Below are 21564 nucleotides of genomic sequence, written 5' to 3'. Positions count from 1 at the left end.
GACGCATGACCTATCGAGACGTGGCCTCCAAGCAGGTCCTGATCTGGGCCTGCACCGCCGTCGCCTCCCGTATGCCGGTCGCCATGGCGCCGTTGGCCCTGGTGTTCCTGGTGCGGGAGCGGCCCGGTGGCTATTCGCTGGGGGCGGCGCTCGCGGCGGCCTATGTGATCGGCGAGATCATCGGGGCGCCGGTGCTCGGAATGCGGCTGGACCCGGCGCACGGCCGTCGGCACCTGGCCTTCGGGCTCGCGGGCGGGGCGGCGGGGTTCGCGGGGCTCGGGGTGCTGGCCGGGGCACACCCCGTCGTGCTGGGGGCGTTCGCGTTCCTGGCCGGTGCGGCTCCCGCCGCTGCGGCCGGCGGGCAGCGGGCGCTGCTGACCTCGCTGGTTCCGGAGCGTGCCGTGGCGCAGGCGCTGTCCGCCGAGTCGATGCTGATGTCGGGCGTGTGGGCCGTCTCCCCGGTTGCGGTCGCCGGCCTCGCCCTCGGGGTGGCGCCCCGGGTGCCGCTGCTCCTCGGGGCCGCCCTGATGGCGTCGTCGATCGCGGGCCACTGGCTGCTGCCGGCCGGTTGGGGCAAGGGGGAGCAGGATGGGGAGGCAGGGCGGTTCAGGGTCTTGATACGCGCCTGGCCGGTGTACGTCACGGGCGCGGCCAGTCTCACCCTGCTCGGCCTGGCCGAACTCACCCTGCCCGCCTTGCTGGAGCAGCGCGGCATCGGTGTCGGCTGGTCCGGGCCGATGCTGGCGGGGCTGGCGGTGGGAGCGGCGGTCGGCGCGTTCCTGTACGGCCTCCGGCCGTGGCCGGGGCGGCTCCGGGCGCGCAGTGTGGTGCTGATGTGCGGCATGTCGGTCTTCGTGACCCTCGCCGCACTGATACCGGGGGCGGCCGGGATCGCGGTCGCCCTCGTTCTGGCGGGCACGCTTCAGTCGGGCGCGCTGATCACCCGCAACCTGTCCCTGCGCGAGGCCGTGCCACCGGGTGCCGTGGCCGCGGGCTACTCCGTGATGTACGCGGCCGCGGGCGCGGGGTACGCGGCGGCCGGTTCCCTCGCCGGCGGCCTGCTCCAGCTGGTGGCGCCGTCCACGGCCATCCTGGCCGGCGTGCTGCTGACCCTGCTGCTGACGGCGCTCGGCTGGTGGGGAGAGGGTCGGCGGGACCGCTCAAGTGCCGCTGGAGACCTGCCCGTTGACACCGTCGCTGCCGGCGCGGAAGGTGCGCCGGTAGCTGGAGGGTGTGACACCGAGCGCCGCCTGTAGGTGCTGCCGCATCGACTGGGCCGTGCCGAAGCCGGCGTCCCGGGCGACCTGGTCGACGGAGAGGCCGGTGGTCTCCAGCAGGTGCCGGGCGCGTTCCACTCGCTGCTGGGTGAGCCACTGGCCCGGGCTGATGCCGACCTCCTCGCGGAAGCGGCGGGTGAAGGTGCGGACCGACATGGACTCCTGGTCCGCCATGTCGCGCAACTGGATCGGCTCGTGGAGGCGGCCGAGGGCCCAGACGCGGGCCGTGGTCGTGGTGGCCAGCTGTGGCTCCGGCATCGGGCGCTGGATGAACTGCGCCTGGCCGCCCTCGCGGTGCGGCGGTACGACCGTGCGGCGTGCCACGTCGTTGGCGACGGCGGTGCCGTGGTCACGGCGCACGATGTGCAGGCACAGGTCGACGCCGGCCGCGACACCCGCGGAGGTCAGGACGTCGCCGTCGTCGACGTACAGGACGTCGGCGTCCACCTTGATCTGCGGGAACAGGCGTTGGAGACGCTCGGCGTCGGCCCAGTGGGTGGTGGCGGGCCGGCCGTCGAGGCGGCCGGCGGCGGCGAGGACGTAGACGCCGGTGCAGATGGAGGCGAGCCGGGTGCCGGGGCGGATGTGTGCGAGCGCGGCGGCCAGCTCGGGGGTGAGCACGCCCTGCTCGAAGACCGGGCCGAGTTCGTACGACGCCGGGACGATCACGGTGTCGGCGGTGGCCAGGGTCTCCGGGCCGTTCGCGACCATGATGTCGAAGTCGGCGTCCGTCCGGACCGGGCCCGGCGGCCGGATCGAGCAGGTGACGACCTCGTACAGATGGCGCCCCGCGGCGTCCTTGGGGCGTCCGAAGATGCGGTGCGGGATGCCCAGCTCGAAGGGCAGCGCGCCGTCCATGGCGAGGACGACGACGCGGTGCGGACGGAAGTCTTCCCCGGTGTGCTGCTCGGTGTGCCGCTCGATGGTCATGGCCCGATCCTAGTGAATGCTGTCCTTCGGGCCACTCGATCGGAGTGATCGCAGACCGGATGCTCTATGGCGTGACCCAGACAACCGACGCCACCACAGCCGTAGAGGAATCCGGTACCAGCAAGAAGCGGCGCCTGCGGCGGAGCCGCAAAATGTCACTGCACCGTGCCTGGTTCGTCGCCGCCGTCACTTTCGTGACCATCATCGGCGCGGCCGCCTTCCGTTCCCTGCCCGGCCTGCTCATCGACCCGCTGCACCAGGAGTACGGCTGGTCGCGCGGCACGATCGGCGCCGCGGTCTCGATCAATCTTGCGCTGTACGGGCTCACCGCCCCCTTCGCGGCCGCGCTGATGGACCGCTTCGGCATCCGCCGGGTCGTCGCCGTGGCGCTGACCGTGATCGCGCTCGGCTCGGGGCTCACGGTGTGGATGACGGCGGCCTGGCAGCTGCTGCTGTGCTGGGGCCTGCTGGTCGGGCTGGGGTCCGGCTCGATGGCGCTGGCGTTCGCGGCGACGGTCACCAACCGCTGGTTCACCGAACGGCGCGGCCTGGTCACCGGCATCCTCACGGCCGCCTCGGCCTCCGGCCAGCTGATCTTCCTGCCCGTGCTGTCCTGGATCGTCGAGACGCACAACTGGCGCCCCGCGGCCGTCACGGTGGCCCTTGCCGCCCTCGCCGTCGTCCCGTTCGTCTGGCTGCTGCTGCGCGACCACCCGGCGGACGTGGGCCTGAAGCCGTACGGCGCGAAGGAGTTCGTGCCCAAGCCGGCTCCCGTGCCGGGCGCCGCCCGCCGCGCCGTGACCGTTCTGCTGTCCGCGGTGCGCACCGGCCCGTTCTGGCTGCTCGCCGGCACCTTCGCGATCTGCGGTGCCTCCACGAACGGCCTGATCCAGACCCACTTCGTCCCGGCGGCCCACGACCACGGCATGCCCATCACGGCGGCGGCCTCGCTGCTCGCGGTCATCGGGGTGTTCGACGTGGTCGGCACGGTGGCCTCGGGCTGGTTCACCGACCGCTTCGACGCGCGCCGCCTGCTGGCCGTGTACTACGCCCTGCGCGGCATCTCGCTCCTGTTCCTGCCGATGCTGCTCGCGCCCAGCGTGCACCCGCCGATGCTCTTCTTCATCGTCTTCTACGGCCTCGACTGGGTCGCCACCGTGCCGCCCACCATGGCCCTGTGCCGGGAGCAGTACGGCGAGGACAGCGCCATCGTCTTCGGCTGGGTACTCGCCTCCCACCAGGTCGGCGCGGCGGTCGTCGCCTTCCTGGGCGGCGTCGCGCGGGACGTCTTCGGCTCGTACGACGTGGTCTGGTACGCGTCCGGCGCACTGTGCGCGGCGGCGGCGCTGATGGCGCTGGTGATCCGGCGACGGCCGGCGGCGGGGGCCGTCGCGGTGGCCTGAGGGCGTGCGGTTGTCGTCCGTCGTGCGGCACGGGATGCTGAGGGTGCACGAAGGGAAGCGGTGCCATGGATCGTTTTCCGAATGCGGCCAACGTCGATTTCCACAGCCCTCTGGACCTCTCCAAGGCCGCCGCCGCAGTACTGGACGCCGACGGCCGCATTTCCGGGTGGGGATCCTCGGCCCAGCGCCTCCTCGGACACCCGTCCGAGGACGTGCTCGGTCAGTCGGCCGCCCGGCTGCTGGCGGCGACCTCCGGGCAGCGACTGTCCGCCCTCTGCAAGGCGCACAAGCCCCGCAGCACCGTCCTGGACCTCTGCTGTCGGGACGGACGCGTACTGCGCGCGGCCGTGACATTCAGCCCGCTCGTGAACCAGGGCATCGCTGCGACCGTCGTGGTCGCGGCCGACCTGGAGGCGCTGCGCGGCTGGGAGGCGCAGCTGGCGATGCTGCAGGGACTGGCGACCGAGTCTCCCGTGGGCCTGACGATCTTCGACACCGACAAGCGGGTCGTCTGGGGGAACGTCTCCACCGATCTGGAGCTCGCGGGGATTGCCCAGTACATCGGCCGACCGGCCGCGGCTCTCTTTCCCGAAGGCGAATTCATCTCCCGCCACCACCACCCGGACGAAGACCAGGTGATGGAGCACGTGATGGCGACGGGGGAACCGATCATGGGCATGCACTATCGCGGGCGCGCCCCCGCCGACCCGGTGCGCGAGCACGTCTGGTCCTGCTCGTACCACCCGCTGGTGGACGCCCGAGGCGAACTGCTGGGGCTGTTCGAGGAGTCCCTGGACATCACCGACCGCTACCGCGCCCAGGAACGACTGTCGCTGCTGGTGCGGGCAGGAAAGCGCATCGGCGCCTCGCTGGACGTGCGTCGCACAGCTGCGGAGCTTGCCGACGTGGCGGTACCGCAGCTGGCCGACGAGGTGCTGGTGGACCTGCCGCCGGCGGTCATCGAGGGACGGCAGCCGCCGACGGGCTCGGCGCCGGGGAACAATCTGCTGCGGATGCACGGCCGGACCCCGGAAGACTTTCGGACCACTCCCGTCTCCTACCCGCCATCGTCACCGCAGGCTCTGAGTCTGGCCACCAGCCGCCTCATCGTCGACGCCTCCCCGCCCGAGGCACCAGGTGAGACGGGATCGGCCGCCTCGCACTCCTGCCTCTTCGTCCCGCTGCTCACCCGCGATGCAGTCCTGGGCCTTGCCACCTTCCGGCGCAGCAGCAACCCCGACCCCTTTGGGCCCGAGGAGCAGACGCTCGCCGTGGAACTGGCCGAGCGAGCCGCCGTCGGCATCGACAACGCCCGCCGTTACACCAGCCAGCATGCGGCAGCCCTGGTACTGCAGCGAAGCCTGCTGCCACAGCACCTGCCTGAGCAGAGCGCGGTCGACGTGGCGTACCGCTACCTGCCTGCCGACAGCCGCGTGGGCGTGGGCGGCGACTGGTTCGACCTGATCCCGCTGTCCGGTGCCAGAGTGGGCCTGACGGTCGGCGACGTGGTGGGCCACGGCGTGCACGCGGCCGCGACCATGGGCCGACTGCGCGCCACCGTACGGACCCTGGCCCTGCTGGACTTGGACCCGGCCGAGCTGCTCACCCGGCTGGACGGCCTGGTCGCGCAGGACTCGGAACCCCACGCGGATGACGGGCTGAGCGACGAGGGGCTCGGGGTGACCTGCCTGTACGCGATCTACAACCCGGTCAGCGGCCGCTGCGTCTGGGCGAGCGCGGGCCATCCCCCGCCGCTCGTGGCCGATGCGAGCGGCTCGGTGGCCTTGTCTGCGCTGGCGCCGGGACCGCCCCTGGGGCTGGGCAGCCTGCCCTACGAGAACGTGGAGCTGAGCTTGTCCGACGGCAGCATAGTGGCGTTCTTCACCGACGGCGTCGTGGAGGACCGGCGCACCGACATCGACACCGGAATCGACCGCCTTGCCCATGTGCTCACCTGGCAACGAAGCCCACTGGAGGAACTGTGTGACCGGGCGCTGTCGACCCTGCCGCCCGGACCACAGGCGGACGATGCCACGTTGCTGCTCGTCCGCACCCGGCGGCTCGACGCCGACCATGTGGCGGACCTGGAGCTGCCGTCCGACCCGGCCATGGTGGCTCACGCCCGCGCAGTCACCGAGCGCCAGTTGGAGACCTGGGGTCTGCCCGAACTGTCATTCAGCGCCGCACTCGTGGTGAGCGAGCTGGTCACCAACAGCATCCGGTACGCCACCGGACCGGTCATGCTGAGGCTGATCAGGGACCGCTCCCTGCTGTGCGAGGTCTCCGACAACGCGCACACCGCACCTCACCTGCGGCGAGCGCGTCGGGACGATGAGGGAGGCCGCGGCCTGTTCCTTGTCGCCCAGGTGTCCCAGCGCTGGGGCACGCGGTACACCTCGTCCGGGAAGACCATCTGGGCTGATCTGGCCATCCCCTAGCCTCGCTGGTCTGCCCAGGGGAAGTTCTGGCGGAGCGGCCTCAGCGGAATCGCCCCTTGTGGAACAGCAGAGGCGCCCCGTCCTCGTTGTCGCCCATGCCCAGCGCCGCCACCCGCCCCACCACGATGAGGTGATCCCCGCCCGTGTGCACCGCGTGGATCGTGCAGTCGACCCACGCGAGGGTGCCCGCGAGGCGGGGTGAGCCGGAGACGGGCGCGGTGTCGTACGCGACCCCCGCGAACTTGTCTCCGCCGCTCACCGCGAAGCCCCGGCACAGCTCGCCCTGGCCCGCGCTCAGAACGTTGACGCAGAAGACGCCGGTGCGGGCGATGCGCGGCCAGGTCGTCGACGTACGGCCGACCATGAAGGCGACGAGGGGTGGGTCGAGGGAGAGGGAGGAGAAGGACTGGCAGGCGAAACCGGCGGGGCCGTCGGCGGCGGGTGCGGTGACGACCGTGACGCCGGTGGCGAAGTTTCCGAGGACGCGGCGGAACTCCTGCTGGTTCACGGGCGCCCGCTCGTCCTCGCGGACACAGCGCAACTCCGGGCGCGGCAACGCCTCCACGGGACCGTGGGTCCCGGCCGACCTGAGGTAGCGGACAGCGGCTTCGGCGGTCCCTGCTTGTCCCATCACGTTCACTATTGAAGCTGACGATTCGTCAGATGAGAAGCCTCGTGGCGGACCTCGCCAAGCCCCGGCGTACGCTCCGCCTCATGGGGTGGGGAAAAAGCGGCCGGGCATTTGCCCCGAGGAGCGGGGCGGCGTGGTCGTCGGACTCGACGGCGGGACTGACGGCCGCCTTCACCGCCCTCGGTACCGAGGGCTCCGGCGCTCCACGAAACTCGCCAGGCCCTCCCGGGCGTCCTCCGTCGTCATGTTGATCTCCTGGGCGGCGGCCTCGGCGGCGAAGGCCGTGGCGCGGTCGGTGTCGAGGGAGGCGTTGACGAGTTGCTTGGTGAGGGCGAGGGTGCGGGTCGGGCCGGTGGCGAGGCGGGCCGCCCACTCGCGGGCCGTCTTGTCCAACTCCCCGTCCGGGACGACACGGTTGACGAGCCCGAGGCGCTCGGCGTCGGCCGCGGTGAGCGCGTCGCCGAAGAACAGCAGTTCCTTCGCCCGCTGCGGGCCGATCAGGCGGGGGAGGAGATGGGCGCCGCCGCCGTCCGGTACGAGTCCCCGGCGTACGAACACCTCGATGAACCGGGCCGATTCGGCCGCCAGGACGAGGTCGCAGGCGAACGCGAGATGTGCGCCGATGCCCGCCGCCGTGCCGTTCACGGCGGCGATGACCGGCTTCTCGCAGTCGAGGACGGCGGCGATCAGGCGCTGGGCGCCGAGCCGGATCGTACGGGCCACGTCACCGACGACCGGTTCACCGGCCGCGGCTGCCCTGCGCAGGTCCGCGCCCGCGCAGAATCCGCGTCCCGTGCCGGTGATCACCACGGCCCGTACGTCCGGGTCCGCGGAGGCTTCGGAAAACAGTCGGATGACGTGTTCGCGCTGGTCAGGGGTGATGGCGTTGAGGGCTTCGGGGCGGTTGAGGGTGATGCGGCAGACCTGATTGTCAGTGGCGTGCAGTACCAATGACTCAGCGGAAATTTCCGGTGTCACCGGATTCTCCGCAGGATTCACGTCTGTACGGGGGAAATCAGGCATGTTCATCTCAGCGGCACCCATTTCAGCGGCACACCACCAGCGCGTCCAGCGCCACCGCCCCCTGCCCCTGGGGCAGCACCATCAGTGGGTTGATGTCCAACTCGGCCAGGCCGTCTCCGAGTTCCAGCGCCATGCGCTGCACCCGCAGGATCACCTCGACGAGCGCGTCGACATCGGCCGGCGGCCGCCCCCGCACCCCGTCCAGCAGGGCCCGCCCGCGCAGGTCGCCGAGCATGTCCCGCGCCTGGTCCTCGCCGAACGGCGGCACCCGCACCGCCGTGTCCCGCAGCACCTCCACGAGCACACCGCCGAGTCCGGCGGTCACGGTCGGCCCGAAGAGGTCGTCGTGGGTGACGCCGACGACCATCTCGACGCCCTGCTCGACCATCTGGCACACCAGGACGCCGTCCAGCGAGACGCCCTCGTAGCGGGCGATGTCGGTCAGCTCGCGGTAGGCGTCGCGGACCTGGGCGGCGGAGGTCAGCCCGATCTTCACCAGGCCGAGCTCCGTCTTGTGGGCGAGCTGCGCGCCGGACGCCTTCATCACCACCGGGTAACCCACCAGCCCCGCCGCCCGGACGGCCGCCGCCGCGCTGGTCACCAGCTGCTCGCGCGGCACCCGGATCCCGTACGCCCGCAGCAGCTGCTTGGCCGCATGCTCGCTCAAGCGCTGCCCGGGCCGCATCAGTTCGCGCGCCTTGCGGAAGGAGGGCGAGAGGGTGCGCGGCGCCTCGTCGAAGGGGGAGCGGTAGTCACGGACGAAGCGGTGGTGGGCGAGGTGGGCGCGGACGGCGGTGAGACAGTTGCCGACCGTGCGGAAGGTGGCCACCCGCGAGGAGCTCAGCAGCACCTCGCGGTACGCCGGTTCCGTGCCGACCGGCGACCCCCACACCACGCACACCAGCTTGTCCGTCCGCTCGGCCGCGTCCACCAGGTCCCGCACGAGCCGGTCGCTCAAGGGCGGGAAGGGCCCGGTGATCGGACAGATCAGCACCCCGACCTCAGGGTCGTCCAGGATCGCGTCGATGATCTTCCGCCCGCGCCAGTCGCCCACCGGATGACCACCGTTGTCGACCGGGTTGGCCACGCTGAGGTACTCCGGTATCCACTGGTGCAGCTCGGACTGCCTGGCCTCGGAGAGCACCGGCAGCCGCAGCCCCGCCGACACCGCCAGGTCGGCGACGTGCGCGCCCGTGCCACCCGAGATCGAATAGACGACGACACCGTCGGCGCGCGGCGGGCGGGCGCGGGCCAGCAGAGCAGCGGTGTCCTGCAGCTCGTCGAGCCCGTCGACCCGGATCACCCCGTACTGCCGCATCGCCGCGTCCACCACCGCGTCCGCGCCGGTCAGCTTGCCGGTGTGCGAGGCGGCCGTACGGGAACCGGTCTCGGTGCGGCCCACCTTGACCGCGACGACCGGCACCCCGCGCCGGGCGGCCCGGTCGGCGGCGAGCAGGAAGGACCGGCCGTCCTTCAGGCCCTCCACGTAGGCGGCGATGGCGCCGACCTCCGGTTGTTCGGCGAAGTAGGAGAGGAAGTCGGCGGCCTCCAGGTCGGCCTCGTTGCCGGTCGGCGCCCAGTGGGACAGGCGGACGCCGAGCTCCTGCAGGGCGAAGACGGGACGGCCCTGGTGCCCGGACTGGGTGATCAGGGCGATCGCCGGCCCGTCCAGGTCGTCCCGGAACTCCTCGAACGCGTTGAGGTTGGTGTTCGGCCCCAGCAGCCGCATCCCGGACCGCCGGACGGCCGCGGCGAGCCGGTCCTGCGCGGCCGCACCCTCTTCGCCGGTCTCCGCGAACCCGGAGGCGAAGGCCACCGCGAACCGCACCTTGGCCTCGGCGAGTTCCTCGACCACGGGAAGGGGGTCGGCGACCAGCAGTACGGCGAGATCGACCTGCTCGGGCAGGTCGGCGACGGAAGGAGCGCACGGTATGCCGAAGACGGACTCGCGGGTGGGGTGCACGGGGTGCAGTCGCGCCCCGACCCGCCCGGCCCACGCGACCAACTGCCGTGTGATGCCGGTGTTCGGACGCCCGTCGGCGTCCGAGGCGCCGATCACGGCAACGGACTCGGGGCGGAAGAAGCGGTCCAGATCGGGGACGACGGAGTACAGCGGACGGCCGCTGACATCGAGGTCGTCCACGTCGGCCGGACGGCCGTGCACGGCAGGGCCGGGCCGCTGCTCACCGCAGGCGATGGCGCGGGCCCGGCGGGAGTCGGTGGTGAGAGTGCCGTGGGTTGATCCAAGCATCGGTCCGCCCGCTCCTGTGTGACAGCCACCAGCAACAACTAACTGACGCAGTGTCAGATTACTGAACTGACGCAGTGTCAGGAACAGGCGTGCAGGCGGCAATCGTGGGCGGTGTGGTCAGCCGGGGAGGCGGGACACCCGTCCGGCGCCTCTCTTGGCGATGGTCCGGGCGATCTTCTCCGCGTCGATCGCCAGCTCGCGGAGCATGCCGCTGATGGGGTTGGTGTAGCCGCTGAAGTAGAGGTCGGGGGCGTTCTTCGGGGTGCGGGCGCCGTGCACGACGGGTCTGCCCCGGTCGTCGAGGACGTCGAGGTGGCCGACGAGGGACTCCAGCGCGCGGACGTAGCCGGTGGCCGCTATGACGGCGTCCGGGCCGATCCTGCTGCCGTCGGCGAGGACTGCCTCGCCGTCCTCGAAGGCCTCCACGGCGGCGACGATCTCGACCTTGCCCTGGCGTACCGCGTCGATGAGGCCGACGTCCTGGACGGGGATCGCTCCCTCGGTGACCCGGCTGTACAGGCCGGTGCCGGGGCGGGGCAGGCCGTGGGCGGAGAGGTCCGGCACGCTGACCTTGGCCAGCGGGCGAGCGAGCCGGTCGACCAGGCCGACCGGCAGCCGGCGCACCAGGACGCCGGTGTACTGGGCGGCCCAGCCGGCGGTGGAACGGCGGACGATGTGCGGCGCCGTGCGCACGGACAGCCGTACCCGTTTCGCTCCGCCCTCGACCAGGTCGACGGCGATCTCGGCGCCGGTGTTGCCGATGCCGACGACCAGGACGTCGCGGCCGGTGTAGGGCCCGGCGTTGCGGTAGGCGGAGGCGTGCAGGAACTCGCCGGTGTAGGTGTCGCGGCCCGGCCAGTCGGGGACGCGGGGCGTGTGGTTGTAGCCGGTGGCCACCACCACCGCGCCGCCGGTCAGTTCGCGGCCGCCGGTGGCGTGCAGCAGCCAGCCCGTACCGTCGGGTGTGCGGTCGACGCGGGAGACCTCGACGCCGGTCACGATCTCGAGTTCGTGGTGCTCGGCGTACTTCTCCAGATACCGCACCACGTCGTCCCGGGACACCCACCGCCCGAACCGGCGCGGCATCGGCAGCCCCGGCAGGGCGGACAGCCGCCGGGTGGTGTGCAGGTGCAGCCGGTCGTAGTGGTTCCGCCAGGACGCGCCGACCCGGTCGGACTTCTCCAGGACGACCGCGCGTATGCCCTGGGCGCGCAGTGCGTGGGCGGCGGCGAGTCCGCCGGGGCCGCCACCTATGACGTAGACGGGGCGATCGGCGGGGGCTGTGGAGTCGGGCATGTCCCGGAGCGTACTGACAGAGCTCCCGCTCAGTCTCCAGGAACGGTCACTTCGTGATGGCCGACTTCTTGGGGCTTCCCGGAGCGCATTAGCTGACGTACCGTCAGGTCCATGGATGCGATCTGGCTCACCGGTGCCGAGTGGCTGGCCGTGCTCCGCATAGGGCTCGGGCTGTGGTGGCTGGAGAGCTGGCGGCACAAGGACAGGAAGGGCTGGTTCGAGCGGGGCACCGGGATCGCCTGGGCCGCGGATGTGGCCGCCAAGCACCGCTGGAACGCGGTGCGTTCGGGGTTCGAGGTCGTCGTCGCGCCCCGGCCACGCGTGATGGCATACGTCGTCGTGTACGCGGAACTCGCCCTGGGGCTCGGGCTGATCGCCGGATTCCTGACTCCGCTCGCCCTCGTCGGCGGACTGCTGCTCAACGTCCTCTATTTCACGCTCATGATCCACGACTGGGCGGAGCAGGGACAGAACTCGATGATGGCGCTGATCTCACTGGTGGCTCTGTTCGGGATGTCGTGGCAGACCTGGTCCTTGGACAGCGCGTTGGGACTCTTCCGATGAGGTACGACCTCCCGGAGATCGACGCCTTCACCCAGACGTACTGGGAGGCGGCGGCGCAGGGGCGGCTGCTGGTGCGGCGGTGCGGGGCGTGCGGGCGGGCGCACCACTACCCCCGGGAGTTCTGCCCGTACTGCTGGAGCGAGGACGTGACCTGGCAGGACGCGAGTGGCCGCGGCACGCTCTACACCTGGTCCGTCGTCCACCGCAACGACCTGCCGCCCTTCGGGGAGCGCACGCCGTACGTCGCCGCGGTCGTCGACCTCGCCGAGGGGCCGCGGATGATGACGGAGGTCGTCGACTGCGCGGAGGGCGAGCTGCGGGCCGGGATGGAGCTGACGGTCGCCTTCCGGGAGGGCGTGCCGGTGTTCCGGAGTTCGCCGTAATTCCGGATGAGTCGACAGGGCCGACGGGATTGAATGGGCCGATGTCCCTCATACGTGCCCAGTCCTCAGTCGCCCGCCCCTTCCCCGAGCTGAACGGCCACGGTCTGCGCCTGTGCCGCTGGGACCCCCGCTCCGACGCCGATGCCGGGACCTGGCTGCGCGGGCTGTCCGACCCGGACTTCCAGCGCTGGAACACTCCTCTGAAACCGGTCACGGACCTCGACGACGCCCGCGCCTCCCTCCGGGCCAAGGCGGAGAACTGGGCGAACGGCACGAGCGCGTCGTTCCGTGTCACGGACGCCGCCACGGGCACGACCCTGGGCCATATCGGCGTCAACGAGATCGACCACGTCTTCCGCGTCGCCCGCGTCGGCTACTGGATCCTCCCCGAGGCCCGCGGCCGGCACGTCGCCACCCGCGCCCTCACCCTGGCCGCCCACTGGGCCCTGACGGACCTGGGCCTGCACCGCCTGGAGCTGGGCCATGCCCTGGGCCACGACGCCTCCTGCCGTATCGCCGAACGGTGTGGCTTCCCGTACGAGGGGACCCTGCGGGGCGCGATGTGGGAGGCCGGGCGGCGCGACGCGTTCCGGGATGTGCACCTGCACGGCCGTCTGGCGACCGACCCGGCGGTGGCGCAGTGACCGTGGGCTCAGGCCGGCGTTCCACCGAGGATCACGGCCACAGCAGCTGACGGCTCCAGCCGTCCTCCGTACGCCGGTAGGCCAGCCGTACGTGCCGTCGCCGGGTGTCGCCCTGGAAGAACTCCACCTCGTCCGGCTGGAGACGGTAGAGCGTCCAGGTCGGGGCCGGGGTGCCGGGGTCGTCCTGAGCTCGGGTCCAGGCCGCCTCGGAGGCGAGGGTGAGGTCCTGGAGGGAGGCGAGGGGTTCGCTCTGGTGGCCCGTGAGTGCGGCCGCCAGAGCTCCGGTGGAGCGGGCGTGCAGGTCCGCCTGGCCCTCCTCGGCGGGGGCGGTCGTCACCGGGCCCCGGACGCGGATCTGACGTCCCTGGACGGGCCAGTAGAAGCCCAGGGCCGCGTACGGGCGGGCGGTGAGGTGGCTGCCCTTGCGGCTGGTGACATGCGTGGCGAAGGACCAGCCGTGGGCGTCGGCGCCGTGCAGCATCACGATGCGTACGTCCGGCCGGCCCTCCTCGTCCGCCGTGGCCAGGGACATGGTGTGCGGCTCGGGCTGGCCCGCCGCCACCGCCTGCGCGAACCAGCCGGTGAACAGGAGGAGGGGTTCGGCGGGTGCGGTGGCGGGGTCGAACGGCGGCAGCTCGGTGACCTCCGGGTCCCACACCCGCAGCGACCTCAGCAGCTCATGAAGATCCGGTTCCATGGGCCGAGTATCCCCGCACCCACGGAGCACCCCCGGACCGGACCCTGCCCCCTCTACCGTTCATACCGTTCCGAGGTCCGAGGAGACCCACCGCTCGGGCCGCATGTGGATGACGACGTTCTCGCCGTGGTTCTTCAGCGCGAACTCGACATAGCCGTCGACCTTCTCGGCCGGGAGGTAGCGGGCGGAGAGCTCCCGGAGCTGCTCGACGGTGGCGGGGCTGGTGTCGACGACCGGGCCCTCGACGGAGACGTAGCGGATGGTGGGTTCGACGCGGTCGACCATCAGGGTGAAGCGGCCGGCCGCCTTGATCAGCTGGTGCTTGCGGGAGTCGAGGCCGGTCATGATCCACACGTCGCCGCCGGGCGCGTACTGGTACCAGATCGGCACGGTCAGCGGTGCCCTTCCCGCCTCCCCGTTCACCGCGAGCGCGGCGATGTGCGGCTCGGCCAGAAACTGCTCGCGTTCCTCACGGGACAGTGCCATGTTGCTCTCCTTCGAGTGCTCCAGGTCCGCGGATTCCGCCTGTCCGTGTCAGCATGCCGCGGACCGTCCCGTATTCCGGGATGCGCAGCCGGTGAGTCGACACGGGACGGATTCAGTCACGTCCCAGAACCACCGTCCCCGAGGAGCAGAACCAGCCCCCCGTCCCCGAGGCCACCCCCAGCCGGGGCAGCTCTCCGTCCCTGGCGCGCACCTGGCGCTCGCCTGCCTCCCCCCGCAATTGCCGTACCGCCTCCACCAGCAGGAACAGCCCGCGCATCCCGGGATGCCGGGCCGACAGACCGCCTCCGTCGGTGTTCACCGGCAGTTCCCCGCCCTCGACCCTGAGCCGCCCCTTCTCCACGAACGCCCCGCCCTCACCCTTTCCACAGAAGCCGAGGTCCTCCAGCGTCACCAGGGTCATGTACGTGAACGCGTCGTAGATCTCCGCGAAGTCGACCTCCTCCGGGCGCACCCCGGCCCGCTCGAAGGCCAGCCGCCCGCTCACGGCGGCCGGGGACACGGTGAAGTCGGTCCACTCGGACAGGGCGGCGTGGGAGACGTGCTCGCCGGTGCCGAGGATCCACACCGGAGCCGTGCGGCAGTCCCGTACGTACTCCTCGGCGGCCAGCAGCACCGCCGCGCCGCCGTCGGAGCGGATGCAGCAGTGGAGCTTGGTGAAGGGGTCGGCGATCAGCGGGCCGGACAGGACGTCGTCGACCGTGATCGGGTCACGGAACATCGCCTCGGGGTTGAGGGCGGCGTTCGCCCGCGCCTGGACGGCCACCTCGGCCAACTGCTCGAGGGTCGTGCCGTGTTCGATCATGTGGCGGCGGGCGGCCATGGCGTACTTGGCGATCAGGGTGTGGCCGTAGGGCACCTCGAACTGGAGCGGACCGCGGGCGCCGAAGGAGAGGGTGCCGGTGCGCCGGCCCGCCCTGATGTCCGCGCGGGCCGTCGAGCCGTAGGCCAGCAGCACCGCGTTCGCGTGACCGGCGGCGATCGCGTCGGCCGCGTGGGCCGCCATGACCTCCCAGGTCGAGCCGCCGACCGAGGTGGAGTCGACCCAGGTCGGGCGCAGGCCCAGGTAGTCGGCCACCTCCACGGGCGCGAGCATGCCCGTGCCCGCGGAGGCGAAGCCGTCGACCAGCGCGCGGTCCAGTCCCGCGTCGGTGAGGGCCCGGCGGGCGGCCTGGGCGTGCAGGGTGTACGGGGTTGCCTGGTCCACACGGCCGCAGGAGGACAGGGACACGCCCACCACGGCGACTCTCCGGGTACGCATGAATCTGACGGTACATCAGATAGCTGCTTCCTCGGCAGACCTGGGCACTCCCGGCCTGCTGCCCTAATATGACGCACCGTCAGATCAGGGAGGCCCCGCCCATGGACGCCAGCTTCACCCCCGAGCAGGACGAGATCCGCCGCACCCTCCGTGACCTGCTCCACCGCACCTGCGGCCCCGAGCAGCTGCGGGCGGCCCTCGACACCCCGGCCGGACACGACCCCCGCCTCTGGACCGACCTCGCCGCCCGCCTCGGCCTGCCCGGCCTCGCACTGCCCGAGGCCTACGGCGGAGTCAGCTGCTCGGCGACCGAACTCGCTCTCGCGGCCGAGGAGACCGGCCGGGCGCTCGCCCCCTCCCCCCTCCTCGCCACGGCCGTCCTCGCCGCCCCCCTCCTCCTGGCCCTCGGCACGGACGGCCAGCGCGCCGGCCTGCTGCCCCGCATCACCTCCGGCCGCCTCACCGCCGCCCTCGCCGTACCCGGCGCGCACCTCGCCACCGCCCTCGCGATGACCGGCGCCAACCGGGGCGACTGGGCGGGCGGCGGCCGGGCGGGAGGCGTGCAGGCGCGGCGGGGCGGGGTCGGCTGGAGGTTGTACGGGGAGGTCGGGCAGGTGCTGGACGGGCACAGTGCGGGGCTGCTCGTGGTGGCCGCGCACGCCGGGGGGTTCGCCCGTTCGCGGACCCTGTTGTTCCTGGTGCCGGGGGATGCCGCCGGGCTGGTCCGTGTACGGCAGACCGCCCTGGACGCGACCCGCCCGCAGGGGCGACTGCAACTCCGGGACGTGGCAGCCGAGTTGCTCGGCGAGGAAGAGGCCGATGTCCTCGACGCCCTCGCCTCCGTGGGGAACACCGCCGCCGCCGTCCTCGCCGCGGAGGCCGTCGGGGCGGCCGACCGCGTCCTGGAGCGGACCGTCGCCCATGTCGGGCAGCGGGTGCAGTTCGGGCGGGCCATCGGCTCGTTCCAGGCGGTCAAGCACCGCCTGGCCGACGTGTACGTCCAGGTGCAGGCGGCCCGCTCGGCGGCGTACTACGCGGCCTGGGCGACCAGCCGCGGTGAGGCCGTCGGCGGGCTCGCCCTCGCCCAGGCCCTCCAGGCGCTGCGCACCGCCGCGGCCGAGGGGATCCAGCTGCACGGCGGCCTCGGCTTCACCTGGGAGCACGACGCGCACCTGTACTTCAAGCGCGCCGCCGGCGACGAGCTGCTCTTCGGGCCCGTCCACCGGCTGCGCGCGCACGCCGCCGACGCGGCGGAGCTGTTCGAGGGGAGGGTGGCCGCGAACAACATGGCGGGCGGTGGTCCACGTGGGTGAACCACCGCCCGCCTGACAGGACTTGGGTTTGGTAAAGGCGTTTTCCGTTGCTCCGGGCTACTTGGTCGGCTTCCGGCCGGTGATGCCCAGGTGCACCAACAGCGCAAGGTTCGGCTTGAGTTCGGCCTGTTTGACGCCCCAGGACTGGAAGCCCTTCTGGTGCGAGGCGACCGCCGCCAGCATCGCGACGATCGAACCGGCCATCGCCGCAGGGTTCACGTCCTTGTCGACCCGGCCCTTGGACTGCAACTCGGCGACCGCGTCGACCAGGGAGTTGTTGACCGAGTTCAGGATCTTCATGCGGATCTTGTAGAACCGTTTGTCGCCCTCGGCCGCACCGAGGTCGACGACGCGCAGGATCGCGTCGTTCTTCCGCCAGAACTCCAGAAAACCGTCGACGAGTTCCTGGGCCGTCTGCCAGCCGGCCTTACCGGTCCACGAACGGCCCGCGAGCAGTTCCGTCAACCCGGCGCCCTCGGCGGCCATTTCCTCGGCGATCTCCAGGACGGCGCCCTCGACGTCCGGGAAGTACTGGTAGAAGGTCGCGGGCGAAGTGCCCGCCTTCCTGGCGACATCGATGACTTTGACGTCCCGGTAGGGGGAGGAGCTGAGCATCTCGCTGAGGCAGTCGAGCAGCTTCTGCCGGGTCGCCTGCCCACGCCGACCGGCCACGCGGCCGTCGACGGTACGCACTTGTCCTGTCATGTCGTCAGCTTACCGAGGGATGATCGGAGCGCTATTCGGCCGACTGCAAATGGGGTGCACGGGAGAAATGGGGGTGATGTGGCTGGTGAGTGGGGCGTGGCCAGGGCCCGTCCGGCGGATCAGGTCGCAGGAAATCGGCGGCGCCCTGCCGGTCCCCGCGTCTGCGGCATGATCCGCCGGACAGGCCCTGGGGACGTTAGCTTGACAGCATGGCCGAAAATGGGGCATCTGCGCGTGAAGCGGCGTACATGGAGGGCATCCCCTGCTGGGTGGACGCACAGCTCGCCGACGTCGAGGCGGGAAAACGGTTCTACGGTGAGCTCTTCAGGTGGACCTTCGAGGAGTCGTACGGCGGCACCGTGTGGGCGTACCACGACGGCGAGCCCGTCGCCGGGCTCGCGCACAAGCCGGACGGCCGCCTGCCCACGGTCTGGACGGTGTACTTCGCGACGCCGGACGCCGAGGCTCTGTGCCGGCGGATCCTGGCGGCCGGCGGCCAGATCGTCACCGCACCGATCCCGGTCGGCGAACTGGGTGTCGCCGCGCTCGCCGCCGACCCCGAGGGTGCCGTCTTCGGTCTGTGGCAGCCGGGGACGCACCCGGGGTTCGGGCAGCGCCACGTGCCCGGCAGCTTCGTCCGGGTCGAGCTGTACGCCCGCGACCCCGAGGCTGCGGGCGCCTTCTACGGGGGTCTGTTCACCGACGCCCTGGTCGGCCCGGACGCCGAGCCCGACTTCGGCCGCGCCCTGCTCACCGAGGTCTTCCCGGCCGAGATGCCGCCGCACTTCCTGGTCCACTTCGGGGTCGAGGACTGCGATGCCGCACTCGGGACGGTGAACCGGCTCGGCGGCCGCATCCAGGCGGGACCGTTCGACACTTCGTACGGAACGGTGGGCGTGGCCACGGACGACCAGGGGGCCTCGTTCGCCGCACTGCAGCGCTGACCTGCACCTTTTTGTCGTGCTATAAGGCGAGACACCCGATATGTCACTGGGTTCGCAACCTGTGGCCCGGACAGGAAGAATCGGGGTGCGTGCCGCCACGGCGGTGCGGTGGTGAGACGCTGCACGCGGTCGCGTACATATGTGGGTGACGCGGCTCGTACGGGGAGGTGGCAGGCAAGTGGTGGATCAGCTGACGCAGCACGATCCGCGGCGGATCGGGCCGTTCGAGGTGCTGGGACGGCTGGGTGCCGGCGGCATGGGGCTGGTCTATCTCGCGCGCTCGGCGTCCGGCCGGCGCGTGGCGATCAAGACCGTCCGGACGGAGCTCGCCGAGGACCAGCTGTTCCGCGTCCGTTTCACGCGCGAGGTCGAGGCGGCCCGCGCGGTGTCCGGCTTCTACACGGCGGCCGTGGTCGACGCCGACCCGCGTGCGGCCGTGCCGTGGCTGGCCACCGCGTACGTTCCCGCGCCCTCGCTCGAGGAGATAGTGAACGACTGCGGGCCGATGCCGGCCCAGGCGGTGCGCTGGCTGGCGGCGGGCGTCGCGGAGGCCCTCCAGTCCATCCATGGCGCCGGGCTCGTCCACCGGGACCTGAAGCCCTCCAACGTGCTCGTCGTCGAGGACGGCCCCCGGGTGATCGACTTCGGTATCGCCTCCGGTGTCTCGAACACCCGTCTGACGATGACGAACGTCGCCGTCGGCACCCCCGCCTACATGTCGCCCGAGCAGGCCAAGGACTCCCGCTCCGTCACCGGCGCCAGCGACGTCTTCTCGCTCGGCTCCACCCTCGTCTTCGCCGCCACCGGACACCCGCCCTTCCACGGCGCCAACCCGGTCGAGACCGTCTTCATGCTGCTGCGCGAGGGCCCCGACCTCGAAGGCCTGCCGGACGAGCTGCGCCCGCTGATCGAGTCCTGTATGCAGATGGACCCCTCGGCCCGCCCCACCCCCGCCGACCTCCAGGCCCAGCTCGCCCCGCACCTGTTCGGCTCCGGCTCCGACGACAGCGGTACGGCGTCGGCGTGGCTGCCCGAGAAGGCCGTCGGCCTGATCGAGTCCCGCCGCGGCGGCCGCCCCCCTGCCAAGCCCGCCTCCGGCTCGGGCCGCAGCTCCGGCCGGCCGCACGCCGTGCCGCCCCCACCGCCCCACGACCCCGTCGTCCCGGCGCCCGCGTACACGGCGCCCGCGCCCGCGGCACCCGTGTCCGCCCCGGTCGGCGCCCCCGACGGCGGCCCCGTACGGCTGGCCGGCGCCGCGGTGCCCATCGGCCCCGGCCCGCGCGTCGCCGACGCCCGCGCCGCCGCCGTCAAGGCGCCCCCGCCCGAGGCGGGCCTGGCCGCGTCCTGGGCCAAGCCCCGCCCCGGCGTCAACGGCGCCGAACCCGCCGTACCGGCGCCGCAGCCCGCACCCCCGGAGAACCCGGCCGGCTGGCGCCCCTGGCGGTTCCGTATGTCCAACGACGTCTGGGGCACCCCGGCCGTCGCCGACGACCTCGTCTACGTCACCTCCTTCGAGGTGCACGCCCTGGACGTGGGCACCGGTCGGCGCCGCTTCAAGACCCGGGACGTGGCCTGGTCGATGGCGGTCGCCGACGGGCGGATCCACGCTTCCGACGGCCCCACCCTCTTCGCCCTGGAAGCCCGCGAGGGCGCCGACCTGTGGCGGCTGTCGACGGACGCCTGGGTGTACTCCCTGAAGGCCGACCGCGGCACCGTCGTCACCGGCACCCGCGGCGGCGGCGTGCAGGCCTGGGAGGCCGCGAACGGCCAGAAGCTGTGGGAGATCACCGGCTGCCAGAGCGACTTCGAGTCCCCGGAGGCCGGGCCCGCCCTGCACGACGGCACGGTGTACGTCTGGCAGGACGCCCGGCTGCGCGCCCTGGACGCCCGCACCGGCGACGAGCGCTGGTCGTACCCGATCGGCGACGCGGCCTCCTGCGGCGGCGTACCGGTCCGTGTCGCCCCCGCATCCGACGGATACGTGTACGTGTCCGCGGGCACCCGCGTCCTCGCCATCGACGTGGCCGGCGGACACGTGCGCTGGCACTTCGAGGCCCCCGCGGTCTTCCTCTCCCCGCCCGCCTTCGCGCCCGGCCCCGCGGTCACCGGCGGAGGCATCTACCTCGCCGACTACCTCGGCACGGTGTACGCCCTCGACGCCACCGACGGCCGCGACCGCTGGCGCATCGCCACCGAGTCGCGGGCGTCCATCGAACCGGTCCTGGTGGCCGCCGGTCACGTCCACGTCGGCAGCGGCACCGGCCTGTACACGCTGGACGCGGTCACCGGCACCCCCAAGTGGCGGTTCCAGGCGGGCGGCGACATCGTGGGCGCACCGTCGGTCGCCGAGGGCCGTATCCACTTCGGCTCCACCGACCACCTGCTGTACACCCTGAAAGCCGACGACGGCCGACTGCGCTGGAAACTCGCCACCGGCGGCGAGATCACCGGCTCCCCGGTCGTCAAGGACGGCATCGTGTACGCATGCAGCAAGGACCGCTGCGTGTACGCGCTGGACGCGGAGAAGGGCACGGGCACGGCGCGCAGCGCCTGACGCCCGGGGGACGGCCGTCGTACTGGCACGGAAGGGGTACCGGACGGCGGCCGTCGCTCTCGGTGAGCGTGTGGAGACTCCTTCACCGCGCTCACACCTGACGCTACGCCCCGTGAGCGAGAGCCGCCACGCAAGCTGCGCTAGCCTGACGCGCGCATGCCAGCGTCTGCGTGGTATGCCACAGCACTTCTGAACAGATCATCACGGGGGTTTGCACACCATGAAGCTTCGCCATGTCCGCGCCGTCGCCGTCTTCGTCGGCGTGGTCGTCGCACTGACCGGCGCCCGGCACTCCAGCGGCGGCGGCTGCGACAGCTCCAACTCCTCCAGCTCCTCGAGCAGTTCGGGTGGCGCGACGGGCGGCAGCCACTACGACGACGATGACGACTACGACACGGGTGCGACGTCGGGCAGCGGCGCGACGAGCGACACCGGCAGCGGAGCCTCCGCCGACGCCGCCAAGGACGTGAAGATCGAGAGCTGCGTGTTCGACGAGGCCCGCGGCATCGTCGCCCGGGTCAGCGCCAGCAACCCAAGCGCAAGCACCACGTACACCTACGAGTTCAGCGTCACCTTCAAGGACCCCGAAGGCACGCTGGTGCGCACCAGCAACTCCACCATCCCGTATGTCTCCGCCGGCAGCACGGACACCCTGGACGTGGCCGCCGCCTACGTCCCGGCGGGCGGCGGCGACGGCAGCGGGAGCAGCTGCGAGCTGGACGACGTGACGCGTACGGCGGTGTAGC

General features: G+C 72.1%; 19 protein-coding genes. 10 read left to right on the top strand and 9 right to left on the bottom strand.

Annotation, left to right across the window (positions count from 1 at the left end):
* The first annotated feature begins 5 nt into the window (after positions 1–5).
* Positions 6–1256 carry an MFS transporter gene (locus ACFVJQ_RS17690; protein WP_385784846.1) on the top strand — a complete coding sequence of 417 codons (1251 nt, stop codon included), beginning with the start codon at positions 6–8 and terminating at the stop codon, positions 1254–1256.
* Here ACFVJQ_RS17690 and ACFVJQ_RS17685 read toward each other — a convergent pair.
* Entirely contained in the window at positions 1161–2207 is a 1047-nt protein-coding gene (locus ACFVJQ_RS17685; protein WP_385784843.1) for a GlxA family transcriptional regulator, read from the bottom strand. The genes ACFVJQ_RS17690 and ACFVJQ_RS17685 overlap by 96 nt on opposite strands.
* A 71-nt stretch (positions 2208–2278) precedes the next feature.
* Between ACFVJQ_RS17685 and ACFVJQ_RS17680 the strand changes: the two genes are divergently transcribed.
* Together ACFVJQ_RS17680 and ACFVJQ_RS17675 are read left to right on the top strand one after the other, a co-directional pair.
* On the top strand, positions 2279–3610 hold the full coding sequence (locus tag ACFVJQ_RS17680; protein WP_385784840.1) for an MFS transporter: 1332 nt from the start codon (positions 2279–2281) through the stop codon (positions 3608–3610).
* 65 nt (positions 3611–3675) lie between these two features.
* On the top strand, positions 3676–6048 hold the full coding sequence (locus tag ACFVJQ_RS17675) for a SpoIIE family protein phosphatase (protein WP_385784836.1): 2373 nt from the start codon (positions 3676–3678) through the stop codon (positions 6046–6048).
* Positions 6049–6088: 40 nt separating this feature from the next.
* Here the strand turns inward: ACFVJQ_RS17675 and ACFVJQ_RS17670 are convergent, their stop codons facing one another.
* The 4 genes from ACFVJQ_RS17670 to ACFVJQ_RS17655 all read right to left on the bottom strand — a co-directional run bounded on the left by ACFVJQ_RS17670 (position 6089) and on the right by ACFVJQ_RS17655 (position 11249).
* A complete protein-coding gene (locus ACFVJQ_RS17670; RefSeq protein WP_385511013.1) occupies positions 6089–6679 on the bottom strand; it encodes a flavin reductase family protein in 591 nt (196 codons plus the stop codon).
* 171 nt (positions 6680–6850) lie between these two features.
* Positions 6851–7708, bottom strand: coding sequence for an enoyl-CoA hydratase/isomerase family protein (locus tag ACFVJQ_RS17665; protein WP_385511012.1), 858 nt, complete (start codon positions 7706–7708; stop codon positions 6851–6853).
* Between the two features lie 16 nt (positions 7709–7724).
* A complete protein-coding gene (locus ACFVJQ_RS17660) occupies positions 7725–9953 on the bottom strand; it encodes an acetate--CoA ligase family protein (RefSeq protein WP_385784832.1) in 2229 nt (742 codons plus the stop codon).
* A 117-nt stretch (positions 9954–10070) separates the two neighbouring features.
* Complete coding sequence (locus ACFVJQ_RS17655) at positions 10071–11249, bottom strand: flavin-containing monooxygenase (protein ID WP_385784829.1); 1179 nt, start codon at positions 11247–11249, stop codon at positions 10071–10073.
* Between the two features lie 111 nt (positions 11250–11360).
* Between ACFVJQ_RS17655 and ACFVJQ_RS17650 the strand changes: the two genes are divergently transcribed.
* The 3 genes from ACFVJQ_RS17650 to ACFVJQ_RS17640 are packed head-to-tail and all read left to right on the top strand — an operon-like array spanning position 11361 to position 12840.
* Entirely contained in the window at positions 11361–11813 is a 453-nt protein-coding gene (locus ACFVJQ_RS17650) for a DoxX family protein (RefSeq protein WP_385511009.1), read from the top strand.
* Positions 11810–12196 (top strand): Zn-ribbon domain-containing OB-fold protein, encoded by a 387-nt coding sequence (locus ACFVJQ_RS17645; protein ID WP_385511007.1) that lies wholly within the window; start codon positions 11810–11812, stop codon positions 12194–12196. Before ACFVJQ_RS17650 ends, ACFVJQ_RS17645 begins: the two co-directional genes overlap by 4 nt.
* Before the next feature lie 41 nt (positions 12197–12237).
* Positions 12238–12840 carry a GNAT family N-acetyltransferase gene (locus ACFVJQ_RS17640; protein ID WP_385784825.1) on the top strand — a complete coding sequence of 201 codons (603 nt, stop codon included), beginning with the start codon at positions 12238–12240 and terminating at the stop codon, positions 12838–12840.
* 31 nt (positions 12841–12871) lie between these two features.
* Here the strand turns inward: ACFVJQ_RS17640 and ACFVJQ_RS17635 are convergent, their stop codons facing one another.
* The 3 genes from ACFVJQ_RS17635 to ACFVJQ_RS17625 form a co-directional block, all read right to left on the bottom strand.
* Entirely contained in the window at positions 12872–13537 is a 666-nt protein-coding gene (locus ACFVJQ_RS17635; protein ID WP_385784822.1) for a pyridoxal 5'-phosphate synthase, read from the bottom strand.
* A gap of 60 nt (positions 13538–13597) precedes the next feature.
* Positions 13598–14023 (bottom strand): pyridoxamine 5'-phosphate oxidase family protein, encoded by a 426-nt coding sequence (locus ACFVJQ_RS17630; RefSeq protein WP_385511004.1) that lies wholly within the window; start codon positions 14021–14023, stop codon positions 13598–13600.
* A 112-nt stretch (positions 14024–14135) separates the two neighbouring features.
* On the bottom strand, positions 14136–15302 hold the full coding sequence (locus tag ACFVJQ_RS17625) for an acetyl-CoA acetyltransferase (RefSeq protein ID WP_385511002.1): 1167 nt from the start codon (positions 15300–15302) through the stop codon (positions 14136–14138).
* Between the two features lie 101 nt (positions 15303–15403).
* On the opposite strand from ACFVJQ_RS17625, the gene ACFVJQ_RS17620 reads away from it, so the two are divergent.
* Positions 15404–16615, top strand: coding sequence for an acyl-CoA dehydrogenase family protein (locus ACFVJQ_RS17620; protein ID WP_385784818.1), 1212 nt, complete (start codon positions 15404–15406; stop codon positions 16613–16615).
* 57 nt (positions 16616–16672) lie between these two features.
* Here ACFVJQ_RS17620 and ACFVJQ_RS17615 read toward each other — a convergent pair whose 3' ends face one another.
* Complete coding sequence (locus ACFVJQ_RS17615; RefSeq protein ID WP_129796363.1) at positions 16673–17320, bottom strand: TetR family transcriptional regulator; 648 nt, start codon at positions 17318–17320, stop codon at positions 16673–16675.
* A gap of 209 nt (positions 17321–17529) precedes the next feature.
* Between ACFVJQ_RS17615 and ACFVJQ_RS17610 the strand changes: the two genes are divergently transcribed.
* From ACFVJQ_RS17610 to ACFVJQ_RS17600, 3 genes are all read left to right on the top strand, one after another.
* Positions 17530–18264 (top strand): VOC family protein, encoded by a 735-nt coding sequence (locus ACFVJQ_RS17610; protein ID WP_385784815.1) that lies wholly within the window; start codon positions 17530–17532, stop codon positions 18262–18264.
* A gap of 178 nt (positions 18265–18442) precedes the next feature.
* Positions 18443–20818, top strand: coding sequence for a PQQ-binding-like beta-propeller repeat protein (locus ACFVJQ_RS17605; protein WP_385510999.1), 2376 nt, complete (start codon positions 18443–18445; stop codon positions 20816–20818).
* Positions 20819–21038: 220 nt separating this feature from the next.
* Positions 21039–21563: a hypothetical protein gene (locus ACFVJQ_RS17600; protein ID WP_385784812.1), complete on the top strand. Its 525-nt coding sequence runs from the start codon at positions 21039–21041 to the stop codon at positions 21561–21563.
* Position 21564 lies beyond the last annotated feature (1 nt).

This window comes from Streptomyces sp. NPDC127197, assembly GCF_042672405.1.
Taxonomy (GTDB): Bacteria; Actinomycetota; Actinomycetes; order Streptomycetales; family Streptomycetaceae; genus Streptomyces; species Streptomyces flavusporus.
Note: the sequence above shows the minus strand (reverse complement) of the source record. Positions and strands in the feature narration are given on the sequence as shown.

Coding starts and splice junctions, on each gene's coding strand:
- ACFVJQ_RS17685 (WP_385784843.1), bottom strand. CDS start 2,207: ATGACCATCGAGCGGCACACCGAGCAGCACACCGGGGAAGACTTCCGT.
- ACFVJQ_RS17625 (WP_385511002.1), bottom strand. CDS start 15,302: ATGCGTACCCGGAGAGTCGCCGTGGTGGGCGTGTCCCTGTCCTCCTGC.
- ACFVJQ_RS17600 (WP_385784812.1), top strand. CDS start 21,039: ATGAAGCTTCGCCATGTCCGCGCCGTCGCCGTCTTCGTCGGCGTGGTC.
- ACFVJQ_RS17655 (WP_385784829.1), bottom strand. CDS start 11,249: ATGCCCGACTCCACAGCCCCCGCCGATCGCCCCGTCTACGTCATAGGT.
- ACFVJQ_RS17610 (WP_385784815.1), top strand. CDS start 17,530: ATGGCCGAAAATGGGGCATCTGCGCGTGAAGCGGCGTACATGGAGGGC.
- ACFVJQ_RS17675 (WP_385784836.1), top strand. CDS start 3,676: ATGGATCGTTTTCCGAATGCGGCCAACGTCGATTTCCACAGCCCTCTG.
- ACFVJQ_RS17650 (WP_385511009.1), top strand. CDS start 11,361: ATGGATGCGATCTGGCTCACCGGTGCCGAGTGGCTGGCCGTGCTCCGC.
- ACFVJQ_RS17640 (WP_385784825.1), top strand. CDS start 12,238: ATGTCCCTCATACGTGCCCAGTCCTCAGTCGCCCGCCCCTTCCCCGAG.
- ACFVJQ_RS17635 (WP_385784822.1), bottom strand. CDS start 13,537: ATGGAACCGGATCTTCATGAGCTGCTGAGGTCGCTGCGGGTGTGGGAC.
- ACFVJQ_RS17690 (WP_385784846.1), top strand. CDS start 6: ATGACCTATCGAGACGTGGCCTCCAAGCAGGTCCTGATCTGGGCCTGC.
- ACFVJQ_RS17620 (WP_385784818.1), top strand. CDS start 15,404: ATGGACGCCAGCTTCACCCCCGAGCAGGACGAGATCCGCCGCACCCTC.
- ACFVJQ_RS17615 (WP_129796363.1), bottom strand. CDS start 17,320: ATGACAGGACAAGTGCGTACCGTCGACGGCCGCGTGGCCGGTCGGCGT.
- ACFVJQ_RS17645 (WP_385511007.1), top strand. CDS start 11,810: ATGAGGTACGACCTCCCGGAGATCGACGCCTTCACCCAGACGTACTGG.
- ACFVJQ_RS17670 (WP_385511013.1), bottom strand. CDS start 6,679: ATGGGACAAGCAGGGACCGCCGAAGCCGCTGTCCGCTACCTCAGGTCG.
- ACFVJQ_RS17660 (WP_385784832.1), bottom strand. CDS start 9,953: ATGCTTGGATCAACCCACGGCACTCTCACCACCGACTCCCGCCGGGCC.
- ACFVJQ_RS17630 (WP_385511004.1), bottom strand. CDS start 14,023: ATGGCACTGTCCCGTGAGGAACGCGAGCAGTTTCTGGCCGAGCCGCAC.
- ACFVJQ_RS17665 (WP_385511012.1), bottom strand. CDS start 7,708: ATGAACATGCCTGATTTCCCCCGTACAGACGTGAATCCTGCGGAGAAT.